Source organism: Arthrobacter pascens, from assembly GCF_030816475.1.
Classification (GTDB): domain Bacteria; phylum Actinomycetota; class Actinomycetes; order Actinomycetales; family Micrococcaceae; genus Arthrobacter; species Arthrobacter pascens_B.
In genome coordinates, this window is record NZ_JAUSXF010000001.1 from 1990580 (window position 1) to 2005039 (window position 14460).

The 14460-nt window shown below is 64.3% G+C and carries 14 protein-coding genes and 1 pseudogene; 3 read left to right on the forward strand and 12 right to left on the reverse strand.

The features are described 5' to 3' along the window. The 8 genes from prcA to QFZ40_RS09180 all read right to left on the reverse strand — a co-directional run bounded on the left by prcA (position 1) and on the right by QFZ40_RS09180 (position 8502). Positions 1–720, reverse strand: a complete 720-nt coding sequence (gene prcA, locus QFZ40_RS09145) for a proteasome subunit alpha (protein ID WP_306903990.1) — start codon at positions 718–720, stop codon at positions 1–3. 1 nt (position 721) lies between these two features. Then, positions 722–1543 (reverse strand): proteasome subunit beta, encoded by an 822-nt coding sequence (gene prcB, locus QFZ40_RS09150; RefSeq protein WP_306903991.1) that lies wholly within the window; start codon positions 1541–1543, stop codon positions 722–724. An 81-nt stretch (positions 1544–1624) separates the two neighbouring features. Next, positions 1625–1828, reverse strand: coding sequence for a ubiquitin-like protein Pup (locus QFZ40_RS09155; RefSeq protein ID WP_306903992.1), 204 nt, complete (start codon positions 1826–1828; stop codon positions 1625–1627). Positions 1829–1914: 86 nt separating this feature from the next. Further along, a complete protein-coding gene (dop, locus tag QFZ40_RS09160) occupies positions 1915–3534 on the reverse strand; it encodes a depupylase/deamidase Dop (protein ID WP_306906884.1) in 1620 nt (539 codons plus the stop codon). Positions 3535–3584: 50 nt separating this feature from the next. Beyond that, complete coding sequence (gene arc, locus QFZ40_RS09165) at positions 3585–5333, reverse strand: proteasome ATPase (RefSeq protein WP_306903993.1); 1749 nt, start codon at positions 5331–5333, stop codon at positions 3585–3587. An 80-nt stretch (positions 5334–5413) separates the two neighbouring features. Continuing rightward, positions 5414–6478 (reverse strand): tRNA (adenine-N1)-methyltransferase, encoded by a 1065-nt coding sequence (locus QFZ40_RS09170; RefSeq protein ID WP_306903994.1) that lies wholly within the window; start codon positions 6476–6478, stop codon positions 5414–5416. Positions 6479–6587: 109 nt separating this feature from the next. Beyond that, on the reverse strand, positions 6588–7760 hold the full coding sequence (locus QFZ40_RS09175) for a site-2 protease family protein (protein WP_306903995.1): 1173 nt from the start codon (positions 7758–7760) through the stop codon (positions 6588–6590). Beyond that, on the reverse strand, positions 7753–8502 hold the full coding sequence (locus QFZ40_RS09180) for an HAD family hydrolase (protein ID WP_306903996.1): 750 nt from the start codon (positions 8500–8502) through the stop codon (positions 7753–7755). The genes QFZ40_RS09175 and QFZ40_RS09180 overlap by 8 nt, the downstream gene beginning before the upstream one ends. A 150-nt stretch (positions 8503–8652) precedes the next feature. Between QFZ40_RS09180 and QFZ40_RS09185 the strand changes: the two genes are divergently transcribed. Next, positions 8653–9558, forward strand: a complete 906-nt coding sequence (locus QFZ40_RS09185) for a PAC2 family protein (protein WP_306903997.1) — start codon at positions 8653–8655, stop codon at positions 9556–9558. Between the two features lie 24 nt (positions 9559–9582). Here the strand turns inward: QFZ40_RS09185 and mshC are convergent. Both mshC and QFZ40_RS09195 read right to left on the reverse strand, forming a co-directional pair. Next, a pseudogene (gene mshC / locus QFZ40_RS09190) lies at positions 9583–10862 on the reverse strand (cysteine--1-D-myo-inosityl 2-amino-2-deoxy-alpha-D-glucopyranoside ligase). A gap of 15 nt (positions 10863–10877) precedes the next feature. Beyond that, positions 10878–11711, reverse strand: a complete 834-nt coding sequence (locus QFZ40_RS09195) for an undecaprenyl-diphosphate phosphatase (RefSeq protein WP_306903998.1) — start codon at positions 11709–11711, stop codon at positions 10878–10880. 50 nt (positions 11712–11761) lie between these two features. On the opposite strand from QFZ40_RS09195, the gene QFZ40_RS09200 reads away from it, so the two are divergent. Continuing rightward, complete coding sequence (locus QFZ40_RS09200; protein ID WP_306904000.1) at positions 11762–12697, forward strand: aldo/keto reductase; 936 nt, start codon at positions 11762–11764, stop codon at positions 12695–12697. Between the two features lie 36 nt (positions 12698–12733). Here the strand turns inward: QFZ40_RS09200 and QFZ40_RS09205 are convergent, their stop codons facing one another. Next, entirely contained in the window at positions 12734–13000 is a 267-nt protein-coding gene (locus QFZ40_RS09205) for a hypothetical protein (protein WP_306904001.1), read from the reverse strand. A 39-nt stretch (positions 13001–13039) separates the two neighbouring features. On the opposite strand from QFZ40_RS09205, the gene QFZ40_RS09210 reads away from it, so the two are divergent. Beyond that, positions 13040–13273, forward strand: a complete 234-nt coding sequence (locus QFZ40_RS09210; RefSeq protein WP_306904002.1) for a DUF5703 family protein — start codon at positions 13040–13042, stop codon at positions 13271–13273. Between the two features lie 17 nt (positions 13274–13290). Here QFZ40_RS09210 and QFZ40_RS09215 read toward each other — a convergent pair whose 3' ends face one another. Then, on the reverse strand, positions 13291–14451 hold the full coding sequence (locus tag QFZ40_RS09215) for an acyl-CoA dehydrogenase family protein (protein WP_306904003.1): 1161 nt from the start codon (positions 14449–14451) through the stop codon (positions 13291–13293). Between the last annotated feature and the right edge of the window lie 9 nt (positions 14452–14460).

The window sequence follows — 14460 nt, forward strand, 5'->3', positions numbered from 1 at the left end:
TCAGTCCTCCTCAGCAAGCAGCGCCGTGATATCCGCCTCGTTCAGTCGCCGGAACGCCCGCCGGGAGCCGCGGGAGCTCTCCGACGTCCGGTCGAGCACTGCAACTTCCACGGCTTGGACCGGCAATGCCTTGGGCTTCGCGCCAGTCTCCGTGTCAGTGACAAGCGCACGCATCGCCAGGCGGATCGCGTCCCGGAACCGCAGCGAAGCGTGCCAGCCTTCGGCGATGGCGGATGACACTTTCTCCGCCTGGCCGCCCATCACGATGAAGCCTTTCTCGTCGGCGATGGAACCATCAAAAGTCAGCCGGTAGAGATGGTCCATCTCCTGGCTGGAGCCGACCTCTGTGACCGCCAGTTCGACCTCGAACGGCTTTTGCTCTGCTGTGAACACGGCTCCGAGGCTTTGCGCGTAGACACTCGCCAGGCCCCGGGCTGTAACGTCGTCCCGGTCATAGGAGTAACCGCGGACGTCTGCATACCGCACCCCGGCCTGGCGCAGGCTTTCGAATTCGTTGTACTTGCCGACCGCGGCAAAGGCGATCTTGTCGTAGATCTCGCCGATCTTGTGCAGCGACGGCGACGGGTTCTCAGCCACCAGGGCGATGCCGTCCTCGCAGCTGATAACTACCACCGACCGGCCCCGTGCAATGCCTTTCCGTGCGAAGTCCGCACGGTCCTTCATTAACTGCTCAGGCGATACATAAAACTGCTGGGTCATATCAGGCCTCCCGCCGTGCGGAGGACCGCGCTTCGATGATGCTTCCGGCGACCGCCGCGAGCTCAGATTCAGGTACGCGCCGGGCGCCCCCACGGTTGACGGTATATACGACCGGCCACAACTGACGGACCGGATCGGGACCGCCGGTGGCGGAATCGTCGTCGGCGGCGTCATACAGTGATTCGACGGCGACTGAAACAGCTTCGGCCTCGGTGAGGCCGGGCCGCCAGAGCTTCTTCAGGGCCCCCCGGGCAAAGACTGAACCGGACCCGACAGTATGGTGCTCGCGCTCCTCATACCTGCCGCCGGTGACGTCGTATGAAAACAGCCGGCCTATCCCCGCCGTCGTGTCATAACCGGCGAAGAGGGGAACCACCGCAAGCCCCTGAAGGGCCATGGGCAGGTTTCCGCGGATCATGGCTCCCAGCCTGTTCGCCTTGCCGTCCAGGCTCAGTGGCGTACCTTCGATCTTCTCGTAATGCTCCAGCTCCACCTGGAACAACCGGGTGAGGTCGATGGCTATGCCGGCGGTGCCCGCAATGCCAAGCACGGAGTACTGGTCCGCAGGGAATACCTTCTCGATGTGCCTGCTGGCAATCATGTTGCCCATGGTCGCCCGCCGGTCCCCGGCCATCAGGACACCGCCGCCGTAGCTCAGGGCCACGATGGTGGTGGCATGAGGGACCTGCAGCGGAGTGGCCGGGCCGGAACCGGCCGGCAGCGCGCGGCCGTACGGAAGCAGCTCCGGCCGGTCACGCTGCAGATGCTCCGAAAATGACGACGTCGCGTTGCCGGCTACCTGGTTGGCGGTTGATTCCTGCACTGATGCACTCCTTGAACTGGTACTTCAACGTCTGTACAGATTCCGGCCGGCCGCGGCTACCGCCAGCATCCGGAACCCGGGTTACTGACCACCCTTTTGAACGAACGCACGGACAAACTCTTCGGCATTGGATTCGAGGACGCCGTCGATCTCATCAAGGAGGTCGTCCACGCCCTGAGTGGACGCCGAAGCCTGGGCTTCAGGGGCCGCAGGAGGGGCCTCCGGGATGTCCTCTTCGACCTGGCTGTCGCGCGATTGTGGCTGCTGCTGCTCCTGGCCTGCCATTGTGATCTCTCCCTTTCTGAGTCATCCGATCCGGACGGATCTTCCGATACGCCCATATTGCCACGACCTAGGCCAGCTGGCGCGGTTTACGCCGCAGGCGGAGGAGTCGTGTGGCCAAGCAGCTCCGCGAGGAAAGGTCCGGCCGTGCGGTGGCGGGCAAAAAGGGGACCGGTAAGGGCTTTGGTGCCGCGCAGAGGCTCCCTGGTGGGCACCCGCTGGAGCCGGCCATATCCTGGCACGTCGAAGATGACCGAATCCCAGCTGGCGCCCACTACGTCCTTGCCGAAGCTGCTGATGCAGCGGCCGCGAAAGAATGCCCGCGTGTCCGACGGCGGTTCGGTCACCGCCGCGGCGATGTCGCCGTCGTCGACGATCCGCTGCACGCGGTTCCGTGCGAGAAAACGGTAGTACAGGCCCTTCTCCGGCCTGATATCCGCCCACTGCAGGTCCACGAGGCCAAGCCTGGCGTCGTCCCAGGCCAGGCCGTCCCGGTCGCGGTACCCCTCCAGGAGGGACATCTTGGCCAGCCACTCCACCGACGTGGCAGCGGCGGCAGTGTCGGAATCGAGTTGCGTGAGGGTCGTCGCCCAACGTTCCAGGACCTGGTGGGTGTGGCCATCGCCGTCGATGGCGTCCCCGACACCTGTGTCCTGCGCCAGCTTGGATGCTGCCTCGTGGTACATCCACTGCAGGTCCAGGGCCGTGACCCGACGTCCGTCGAGCAGCCTCAGTGTGGCCTTCAGCGAGGTGTCGTGGCTTACCGCCTGCAGGGCCGAGACCGGCTCGTGCACCTCCACTTTCGGTGCGAGGCCGGCCTCGATGAGGCTCAGCACCATGGCGGTTGTGCCGAACTTCAGGAAGTTCGAGACCTGGCTCAGGTTCGCGTCGCCGATGATCACGTGCAGCCGCCGGTATTTGTCTGCGGTGGCGTGCGGCTCATCGCGCGTATTGATGATCGGCCGGCGGATGGTGGTTTCCAGGCCCACTTCGGCCTCGAAGAAATCCGCGCGCTGGCTGATCTGGTAACCGGCCGTCGAGCTGTCCTGGCCGATGCCGACCCTCCCCGCGCCGCACATGATCTGCCGGGTGACGAAAAAGGGCGTCAGCCCGCGCACGATGTCACCGAACGGGACCGAACGCGGCATGAGGTAGTTCTCGTGGGAGCCGTAGGAGACGGATTTGTTGTCCGTGTTGTTCTTATAGAGGTTGACTGCCGGCAGTTCGGGGTCGGTGGCCAGCCGCCGCACGGCGGCCAGCGCCACGAGGTCGCCCGCGGCGTCCCAGGTCACGGCGTCGCGGGGATTCGTCACCTCAGGGCTTGAGTACTCCGGGTGCGCGTGGTCCACGTACAGGCGGGCGCCGTTCCCCAGAACCATGTTCATCAGGAGCGTGCCTGACTCATCCTGGCCGTCCAGCTCCAGTTCCTCGCGTCCGTAGGCCAGCGCCACCGCTTCAGCATCGAGCACGGGAGGCTGGTCGGTGAGCTGGCTGGGGTGCGCCGCTCCCCTTTCCAGGGTCCAGCCGCGGGCGTCGTGAAGTGGTTCCTCGTCGGTGTAGTCCCACCGTGTCTCCGCGCCGCCCGCGGCGCGCTGGCGCGTCACCTGGGCATAGGCCTGGACCACGCGGGCGGACATCATGGTGGCGTTTGCACTCGGGGCTGTCGGGGCATGGATTCCATATTCCGTCTCCGCCCCCATAACACGCATTGCCCCGCCGGCGGGGAGCGCTCCCCCTGCGGCGGGTTGCTGTGCTGGCGTCACAGGTACTGCCCCGTGCTCGGCATCGTTTCGATGGACTTCCCTGGTTCCTGCCCTGCCTTGCCCTGGACGATGGTGCGGATGTAGGTGATCCGTTCGCCCTTCTTGCCGGAGATGCGGGCCCAGTCATCAGGGTTGGTGGTGTTGGGCATATCTTCGTGTTCGCGGAACTCGTCAACCACGGCGCGGAGCAGGTGTTCGATCCGCAGCCCCTTCTGATGGAGGGTCAGGAGGTCCTTGATGGCGTACTTCTTGGCCCGGTCCACCACGTTCTGTACCACGGCTCCGGAGTTGAAGTCCTTGAAGTAGAGCATCTCGGTGTCGCCGTTTGCGTAGGTGACTTCCAGGTACTCGTTGGACTTCTCGGTGGAGTACATGGCTTCGACCGTGCGCTGGATCATGGCGTCCACCGTGGCCTGGACGTCGCCATCGTGCTCGGCGAGGTCGGACTCATGGAACGGCAGGTCAGTGGTGATGTACTTGTTGAAGATGTCAGCCGCTGCCTCTGCGTCCGGGCGATGGATCTTGACTTTGACGTCGAGCCGGCCCGGGCGGAGGATGGCGGGATCGATCATGTCCTCGCGGTTGGAAGCACCGATCACAATGACGTTGTCCAGCCGCTCGACGCCGTCGATCTCGCTCAGCAGCTGGGGCACGATGGTTGTTTCGACGTCGGAGGAGATACCCGTTCCCCGGGTCCGGAAAAGCGAGTCCATTTCGTCGAAGAACACCACTACGGGGCTGCCGTCCGAGGCCTTTTCCCGTGCGCGGGAGAAGATCAGCCGGATGTGGCGCTCGGTTTCGCCAACGTACTTGTCCAACAGCTCAGGGCCCTTGATGTTCAGGAAGTAGCTCTTCAAATCCACGTTGCCGGACCGTTCGGCGGCGCGGGCCGCAAGCGAATTGGCCACGGCCTTGGCGATCAGGGTCTTCCCGCAACCCGGCGGTCCGTAAAGGAGGATGCCTTTGGGTGCCTTCAGGCCGTGCTCACGGTAGAGGTCCGGGTGCAGGAACGGAAGTTCCACGGCGTCGCGAATCTGTTCGATCTGCGGACCCAGACCGCCGATGTCCTCGTAGGTGATGTCAGGGACTTCCTCCAGGACGAGGTTCTCCACCTCGGACCGGGGGACCTTCTCCAAGGCATAGCCAGTGCGGGAATCAATCGACAGGGCGTCGCCCACCCTCAGTTTTTCCGAGAGCAGGGCTCCGGAAAGCCGGATGACACGCTCTTCGTCCGCGCGGCCCACCACCAGTGCACGGTCCTGGCCGAGCATTTCCTTAAGAGTGGCGAGCTCGCCCGCCCGTTCATATCCGAGGCCGGCAACGATCAGCAATGCCTCGTTCAGCAGGACTTCCTGGCCTACGGCCAGTTGGCTGATGTTGACGAGGGGGCTGATGCCCACGCGCATTTTGCGGCCGGCGTTGAAGATGTCCGCGGATTCCTCCGTGGCCGCCTGTCCGCTGCTTCCGGCCGAAGGCTGGCGCCGCGGGTTGAGCTGCACTATCGTGCCGAAGCTGTAGGGCGGCTGCCCCTCCTGGTCCAGTGCGTTCTTCAGCCGGAGGATCTCCGCCTTCGCGGTTTCCAGCATGCTGACCAGCTTGGCGTTGTTCTGCGTGGCGGCGGCCAGTTGGCGGTCAATGTGCCGGAGTTTGTCCCGGAGGATGTTCACCTGCCGGTCCGCAACGGACAGATCGTTGGCAGACTGCTCTGCCGGTGTGCGTCCGGAGTCCTGGTTCGGCGTCTCCATGATGCATCAGCCCCTTCCTGCTCTTCTTAAGACCTTAGCCCCAAGTTGGCAGGTACAGCTGAAGACTCCCGAAATGTGGACTAGTTCGTGATCTCCGGCTCATCCTTAACGTTGGTGCCGGCTATCGCATCCCGTGCAGCACGCCGGAGTTTCTTGTCTGAGACCAGCCGTTCGCCCACTGCTCCAGGGGTCCAGGCGTTGACGTCGGCCTCGTTGAAATCAGTTTTCGACGGGCGCCGCTTGACCGAGATGCCCGTCACGCCGTCGGCCAGCCGGCGGGTGACCAGCAGGAAACCGGTGTGGGCCACCATCCGGTGATCGGGGCGGACTGCCAGGCCCTCCAAATGCCAGCCGCGGACCAAGGACTCCCAGGCATCAGGTTCCGTGAACCGGCCGTCGGCGCGGATGGCTTCCGCGGTCCTGGACAGCTGGGTGACAGTGGCAACGTAGTTGATCCAGACGCCGCCAGGGGCGAGCACTGTGGCCACGGCGTCGAGGCATTCCCACGGCGCCAGCATGTCCAGCACCACCCGGTCAACGGAACCGGGTGCCTCGCTGCGGACAACTTCGTCCTGGAAGTCGCCCAGGGAGATCTTCCACGCCGGGTGCGGGCCGCCGAAGATGGTTTCCACGTTGCCTCGGGCGATGTCAGCAAATTCCTCGCGGCGCTCGAAGGAATGCAGGTAGCCGTTGTCCCCTACGGCGCGGAGCAGCGAAATCGACAATGCGCCGGAACCCACCCCGGCCTCGACCACCCTGGCACCGGGGAAGATGTCGGCCATGGTCACGATCTGGCCCGCGTCCTTTGGATAAACAACGGCAGCGCCACGTGGCATGGACAGGACAAAATCGGAAAGCAGCGGACGGAGGGTCTGGTACTGCTGGCCGACGTTGTTCACCACAACCGAGCCGTCGACCCTGCCGATGATCTCATCGTGGTTCAGGAAGCCACGGTGCGTGTGGAAGGCGCCGCCACTTTCCAGCGTGATCGTGTTCATCCGGCCGCGTTCGTCGGTCAGCTGGACGCGCTCCCCTTCGCGAAAGGGGCCCCGGCGCCGGGCCGCGCCCACCGGCTGCAGGCCATTGCCGGCAGGACCGGCGTCGGGTGCTGCTGTGGTTTCGTTGGCGGCAATTTCGCTGCTCATGATTTTCCTCGCTCCTGTAAAACTGTTGGCCGCCCGCTGCAGGCCGTCCGGGTGCGGCGCCGGGCCTCTTCGGCCACATGCGGCGGCGATGCACGACCGGCAGGTAACTCTACCGGTTCTGGCCCTGCGGATACCTATTGGGCCGGATCGCCTTGCCCGTCATCGCGGCTACCACAGCATTTTGGCCGAGCAGGCCGGTCACCCTCCCGGCGTGGTCCACGACAGCATATTCGCGCCCTTCCAGCTGGGCGAGGTACTGGATGAGCTCCTGCCCCTTTGACCACTCAGGGACATAGGCTCCGGCGCCAAGGGCATAGGACACGGCGCTGGCGGGCGTGGACCAGGCAGCGGCGGCCGGGACTGCCGCAAGGGCTCCGGGATCCACCACGCCCTGCGGCCGCCCGTCCGGACCGCAGACCACGACGGGGGGTGTTCCCGCCGGTGAAAGCCGCAGGATATCGGCCGCCGTTGCCGTGCCCGGAACCCCGACGGCGGGCACTGCCAAGGCCGCGGCGCTGACGAGGTGCAGCCGGCTCCGCAACGTTCCTTGCTGGATGGAGGCCGATGCCCCCATCCAGAGGAAGCTGCCGACAAGGACGGTGATCATGAGCATGCTGAAGTCCGGCGTCTCTCCATTCAGGAGAGGCCGGAGCAGGAACCAGAAGCCCAGCACCACAACAATGATTCGTCCGGCCCAGCCGGCCGCGACGGTCCCCTTGGCCTGGCTGCCGGTAGCTTTCCAGACTGCGGACTCGACGAGGCGGCCTCCGTCGAGCGGGAGTCCCGGCAGTACGTTGAAAATACCGATCAGCAGGTTGGCCCACATGAAGATATTGGTCAGGATGTCAGCCACTCCGGCCAGGTCGGCTGAGGCCAGAACGAGCCAGGCACCGCCGGCGAGCACGAAGTTCGCCGCGGGCCCTGCCAGTGCCACCAGGACGGAGCGACCGGGCGTGGCGGTGAAGTTCTCGAACTGTGTGTGTCCGCCCCAGAGGTTAAGGACGATCTTGCGGGTGGGCCAGCCGTAGAGTTTGGCCGTTAGCGCGTGGGCCAGCTCATGGACCAGCACCGAGATCAGCAGCAGCACGGCATAGGCAAATGCCACCCAGTACGCGGCGCTCCCAAGAGCCCGGTTCCGCTCCAGGAGGGCAGGGCCGTAGACGATCACGGTAAAGGCGGCAATGATGAACCAGGAGTAGGCCAGAATCACGGGAATGCCTGCGATTCTGCCCAGCGGTATCCCTTCCCGGCGGGATGGTGTGTTCGTGTCGATCTCAGTCAACTGCCAGGCTCCTCGAAGCAGATATGGGCACTGTTGCGGCGCCGGTATTTCCTGCCTGGCGGTGGGCGGTTATAGATTCCAGCTCGGACACGGTCCGGCCCTCGAGCGAATCCCATGTGATGTGCCTGGGGTCTTCGGGCAGCGGGACAATATGCGGGATGGCGACTGTTGCAACCCCGGAGGCAACCGCAGCGGCCACGCCCGGGGCTGAATCCTCCAGCGCCACGCAATGATCGATAGTGAGCCCGGGATCGGCCTGCCGCAACAGCTCAACGGCCGTGAGATACGCCTCTGGATGCGGCTTTCCCCGGGTTACGGTGTCCCCGGTGACCAGGAACTCGAAGTAGGGGCGGGGAAGGCTCGCGACTATTTCACGTGCCAGCGGGCCTTCGGACATGGTGACGAGGGCGGAGCGGACACCGGCCCGGTGGACGCCTTCCAACAGTTCGCGCGCACCAGGCCGCCAGGGGACCCTGCGTTGCACGTTCCTGATGACTTCCGCGGTCAGGGTGTCGATGATCTGCCGGACTGTGAGCTGCACGCCGGCCTGCTGAAGGATCCCGGCGGAAAATGTCAGCGACTGTCCGACGAGCTGCATGGCCTGCTCGTGGGACCATGAGCCGCCATGGGCCGCCACGAGCGCGTGTTCAGCCTCGATCCAATACGGCTCTGTATCCACGATCGTGCCGTCCATGTCCCACAGAACGGCCTTGAGCGGGGAAACGGTGGCTGACGGTCGCATGGCTTCAGTCTACGGTGCCACACTGTGCGCCAGCCCTGCGATACGCCCTCGGCGAATATGGAGGGTTCCTGCACCGCCAAGGCAGCCTCTGTTGATTTTTTGGCGCTTCATTCGATGCATCACGCCTGTTCTTGGACGTAGGGTGAAGAAATGAATAGCTTCGACGGAGACACCACGGAACCGGGTGCCGAGCCCGAGCCGGACCGATTCCTGCTCCCAGTGGCTGACGGGGAACGCGTCACTGTGATGTTGGCCGCCTTTGAGGGATGGAACGACGCCGGGGAGGCGGCAAGCGACTCGCTCCGCTATCTCAACAAGCTCTGGGGCGGCAAGAAGGTCGCGTCCATAGATGCGGACGAGTACTACGACTTCCAGTTCACGCGCCCCACTGTTCGCCGGAACGCGGCCGGTGAACGCAAGATCAAATGGCCGTCCACCCGGATCTACAAGGCCAGTGCCCCGAATTCCAACGTCGATGTCATTTTTGTCCAGGGCACCGAGCCTTCCTACAAATGGCGTGCCTACACGGCGGAACTGCTGGTCCATGCGGAAGCATTGAAGGTGGACTATGTGGTGCTGGTCGGAGCGCTGCTGGCCGATGTTCCCCATAGCAGGCCCATCCCGGTCAGCACTTCGTCAGATGACGCCCCGCTCCGTGAACGCCTGAACCTGGAAGCCTCCCAGTACGAAGGACCTGTCGGCATTGTGGGAGTCCTGTCCGAGGTGTCGCTGCTGGCCGGCATACCCACCGTGTCCCTGTGGGCAGCTGTTCCGCACTATGTGGCCCAGGCTCCGTCCCCCAAGGCGCAGCTGGCACTGTTGCACCGGATCGAGGAACTCCTGCAGGTGCCTTTGGACACGCATGAGCTGGCGGAGGAGTCCGACGCGTGGGAGCGCGGCGTGGACGAGTTGGCCACCGAGGACCCGGAGATCGCAGCCTACGTGCGCCAGCTGGAAGAGGCCAAGGATACCGCTGACCTTCCCGAGGCCAGCGGCGAATCCATCGCCCGCGAGTTTGAGAGGTACCTCAAGCGCCGTGGCCAGGACAGGCCCTGACTGCAAGCCCGGTGGGCGCCGGCCTTAGAGTCCGACGCCGAGAAGGGCGTCCAGTGCGTCCCTGACCAGTGCCTGGTCTTGCCGGGAGCCTGCGGCCGCTGACTGTTGTGCCTGCTTGGCCCAGCTGTCCACCGCCTCCAGTGCGGCAGGGGCATTCAGATCCCTGGCCAGTGCCTGGCGCATTTGGGCAAGGAGCGCCGTGGCAGATCCCTCCGGGGCGCCGGCCGCGGCGGTGCGCCAGAGACTCAGCCGTTCCTTGGCCTCGCTGAAGCCGGCATCAGTCCAGGACCAGTCCGACCGGTAATGGTGGGCCAGGATGGCAAGCCGGATGGCTGCCGGCTCCTCCCCTGCGGCGCGCGCAGCTTCGACACGAGGACAAGGTTGCCCTTGGATTTGCTCATCTTTTCCCCGTCCAGCCCGACCATGCCTGCGTGGGCATAATGCCGGGCCAGCGGGACGCCAGCGAGTGAATAGGCGTGACCGGCACCCATCTCGTGATGCGGGAAGATCAGGTCCGTGCCGCCGCCCTGGACGGTGAACGGAGCCGGGAGGTATTTCTGCGCGATGACGGTGCACTCAATGTGCCAGCCAGGCCGGCCGGCCCCGAGCTCTCCGCCGGGCCAGCTGGGCTCTCCCTCACGGGCAACCCGCCACAGGAGGGGGTCCAGGGCCTGCCGCTTGCCGGCCCGGCCGGGATCACCGCCCCGTTCGGCAAAAAGCTCAAGCATCTCGGATTCCCCGAGTCCGGAGATGGAGCCAAGGGTCCAGGCGTCGGCGGCGACGGACTGCTTCCCGGCGGCTTCGACGTCGTAGTACACGTCGCCGTCGGGCTCCCCCGCAGTGCCGGGCACCTTGTAGGCAAGCCCAAGCCGGACGAGGCGTTCGACCTCCGGGACGATCAACGGAATGGATTCCACAGCGCCGACGTAGTTGTCCGGCGGAAGCACGTTCAGGGCTGCCATATCCGTCTGGAACAGCTCGATCTGGCTGGCGGCGAGCTCTTTCCAGTCGACGCCGGTGGCTGTGGCGCGTTCCAGCAGGGGATCGTCAACGTCGGTGACGTTCTGGACGTAGGACACGCGCTGTCCGGCATCCCGCCAGGCCCTGTTGAGCAGGTCAAAAGCGACATAGCTGGCCGCGTGCCCCATGTGGGTGGCGTCATAGGGGGTGATCCCGCAGACATACATCGACTGCTCGCCGTCGGCCGGAAGCGTTACTTCGCTGCCTTGGGCAGTGTCGAACAGCCGGATGGCCGGCATGATGCCAGGCAGCGCGGGAACAGGGCGGGATATCCAGGATTTCACAGGCCAAGCCTAGTGCTAGGCGTTGATGACATTGAAACCGAGCAGGAGGTACAGCGCCAGCCCCAGGAAGATCCGATACCAGACGAAGAGGCGGTAGCTGCGCGTGGAGATGAACTTGAGGAACCATCCGATGATGACGTAACCAACGACGAACGCAATGACGGCCGCCAGTGCCGTTTCGGGCAGTCCATAGGGACCGGTGATGCCTTCTTTGGAGAGCACTTTATACAGCTGGTAAAGCCCGCTACCGAACACTGCGGGAATGGCCAGCAGGAAGGAATACCGGGCGGCTGCCTCCCGGGTATAGCCCATCAGCAGGCCGGCGGTGATGGTGCCACCGGACCGTGAGACTCCTGGAATCAGTGCCATGGCCTGGGCGAAGCCGTACAAAATGCCGTGCTTGTAGGTCAGGCAGGTCAGGTCCCGTTCCTGTTTGCCGATGGCGTCTGCCACGGCCAGCACGAGGCCAAAGACAATAAGGGTCGTGGCGACGATCCAGAGGCTCCGAAGAACGGATTCGATCTGGTCCTGGAACAGGAGACCCAGCACGATGATCGGCAGGCTGCCCAGAATCACGAGCCACCCCATACGCACGTCCGGATCCTGCCGGGAGACCTTGCCTGCCAGCGAACCGACCCAGGCCTTCACAATCCTGACGATGTCTCGCCAGAAGTAGACGAGCACGGCCGTTTCGGTACCCAACTGGATAATGGCCGTGAAGGCGGCACCCGGATCGGCCGCATTGGGCAGGAATTCACCTACGATCCGCAGATGTGCACTTGATGAAATCGGGAGAAATTCGGTCAGTCCCTGCACTAGGCCCAGCAGGGCCGCCTCAAACCAGTTCACGCTAAGACCCTACGTCATGGACCCTGAGGATTCCCCGTAAGCTTGCAGCTATGCAGCAGCGTTACGTCGGCAACAGTGGATTGCGAGTCTCGGCCCTCACCCTGGGCACCATGTCCTGGGCCGGCGAAACAGATGAACAGGACGCCTCTGAACTGCTGCGCACCTTCGTGAATGCAGGGGGCAAGCACATCGACACCGCGGCGTCATACGCCGACGGGCGGTCGGAGGCGATGATCGGATCCATGCTTGGGGACATCGTCTCCCGCACGGAGGTCACCATTTCCAGCAAGGCAGGACTGACGACGTCGGACGGCCGGCGGACGGTGGACACCTCGCGCAGTGCGATGCTCTCCGGGCTGGACGCCAGCCTTGCCAGACTTGGCACGGACTATGTGGACGTCTGGTTTGCGCAGGCTTGGGACGGCAATGTCCCGCTGGATGAAACCTTGTCCGCCCTGGAATTCGCCCTGCGGAGCGGGCGGGCCCGGTATGCAGGTGTCTCAAACTTTAACGGCTGGCAGACAGCCAAGGCGGCGGCAGTGGCAGGCTTTCCGCTGGTGGCTGCCCAGGCTGAGTATTCCCTCCTTCAGCGCAAGCCGGAAGCTGAACTCATTCCGGCCGTCGAGGACGCGGGTCTCGGCCTGATGGCGTGGGGTCCGCTGGGCCGTGGTGTCCTCACAGGCAAGTACCGCGGCAACATCCCTGGGGATTCCCGCGCGGCCCATGCCGTCCTTGCCCCGTACGTGGAGCCCTATCTGTCGCAGCGGCCGTCGCGGGTTGTCGAGGCTGTCACGATGGCGGGCAAGGGTCTGGGACGCACACCACTTGACGTGGCGCTGAGCTGGCTGCTGTCGCAGCATGGAGTGGCCACGGCCATTGTGGGTGCGCGGACACCGGTTCAACTCAAGGAAATCCTGGACTCCCAGCTGAGCCCTTTGCCTCCGGAAATTGCCCGTGCGCTGGAGGACGTCTCCCAACCGGCCTGATCATGGGGTGCCGGCCTGCCGTTGCCGGCCTGCACGTCAATCCTTCAGGATTTCCAGGTCCTCGTCGTCGTCAACATCGCCGTCTTCCTCTTCATCCTCTTCGTCTTCAAAGACCTGAAGCGGTGTCACTTCGTTGTAAGCCTCGTAGAGAGCGTCCTCGTAGACCTCGAAGGCATCCGCCACAGCAAAAAAAGCCGCCTCCACAGCGGGGTCACCATCACCACGCCGGTTGGACGCTGCGATAAGGTGTTCTTCCAAGGCGGCGGTCAAGGACTGAAGCGCGACACGCGGATCGATGCTCATGACTTCACGTTAGCTGGAAAAGGACGAAAATGGAGAGCAATGAAGGAACATTTTCTCACCAGCTCGGTCCAGCGGGAACGGGACTACTTGAGGCAGTACGAGTACCTCGTACTGACGGTCAGCCCTGACGATTCACTGCCTGAGGCCAGGCGCCGACTCGTGGAACATTCCGAATATGGCAAGTGGGAACTGGAGCGCAGCAAGCTCTATTTGGGTGGCGGCAGGCGCTTCTGGCTCCGCCGCAGGGTAATGCAGGTCCAGCGGACCGTCTGACCCCTCCCAAGCCCCACTTAGCCCTCCAATGGTCCAAGCCACGCGTTGGCCACAGTGTTGTGCGCTGATTCATCATCCGACGGGTGGAACATCCCCGCCAGCACATCACGGTACAGCCGCTCGAGTTCTGAGCCCTGGAAGTAGCTTGAGCCACCGCTGACCCTGATGGCGAGGTCAACGACCCGTCGTGCTGTTTCCGTGGCATTGACCTTCAGGCCAACGAGTTTGGGGAACCACTGCGGACCATGATCCACCAGTGCGTCGACATCCCGGGTCACCGCAGCCAGCTGGGGGTAGAGATTGTCCATGGCCATAGCCGCCTCGGCCACCTTCCAGCGGATGTCAGGATCCTGCGCGTAGCTTCGGCCGGCGTTCTTGAACGAGGTGCGGCGCTTCACCGCGTCCACACCCAGATGCAGTGCCCGCTCCCCGATTCCCGTGTAGACGGCGGCGAGGAGGGTCTCAAAGCAGGCGAAGATAGCGAAGATCAGCGGATCTGCATTCGGTCCGACGGGCAGTTTGCGGAAGATCCGGTTCGCGGGGACGCGGGCACCTTCCAGCACGGTGGTATTGGACCGGCTGGCACGCATGCCCAACGCGTTCCAATCGTCCAGGATCGTGTAGCCGGGTGTTTCCCGCGTGATGAATCCGTGAACCAGTTCCCCCTCTCCCTCATGTGCCTGCGGGTCCTTGCCGAAAATGCCAAGCCGTGTCCAGGCAGGGGAAAGGCTCGTGAAGATTTTTGTCCCGCTGAAGCTGTATCCGCCGTCGGCCGACGGGGTGGCATCGGTCCGCGAATCGAAAAGCACGGAGTCGTTCCCGGCTTCGGAATTACCAAAGGCAAAGACCTCGCCCCGAGCTGCCTCCTCCAGGACGAAGTCCAAGGAGTGATCGCCCCTCGCGGACAGGACATCCGCGACGCCGGTCCAGACGAGGTGCATGTTGACGGCCAGCGCGGTTGCAGGGGCTGCCGTTGCGAGCCTGCGCTGGCACTGTGCGGCCGCCTCAAGCCCAAGTCCTATGCCGCCGTCGGACTCCGGCACAAAGAGCCTCAGATAGCCCGCCTCGGTAAGTTCCTCCAGGTCCTCCTGGAAAAACGCGTTGTCACGGTCGTAGCCGGCCGCGCGGCTCCGGATACCGGCCAGCAGGTTCTCGGGCAGGACCTCTTCGGGCGTCACGTCCTGGCC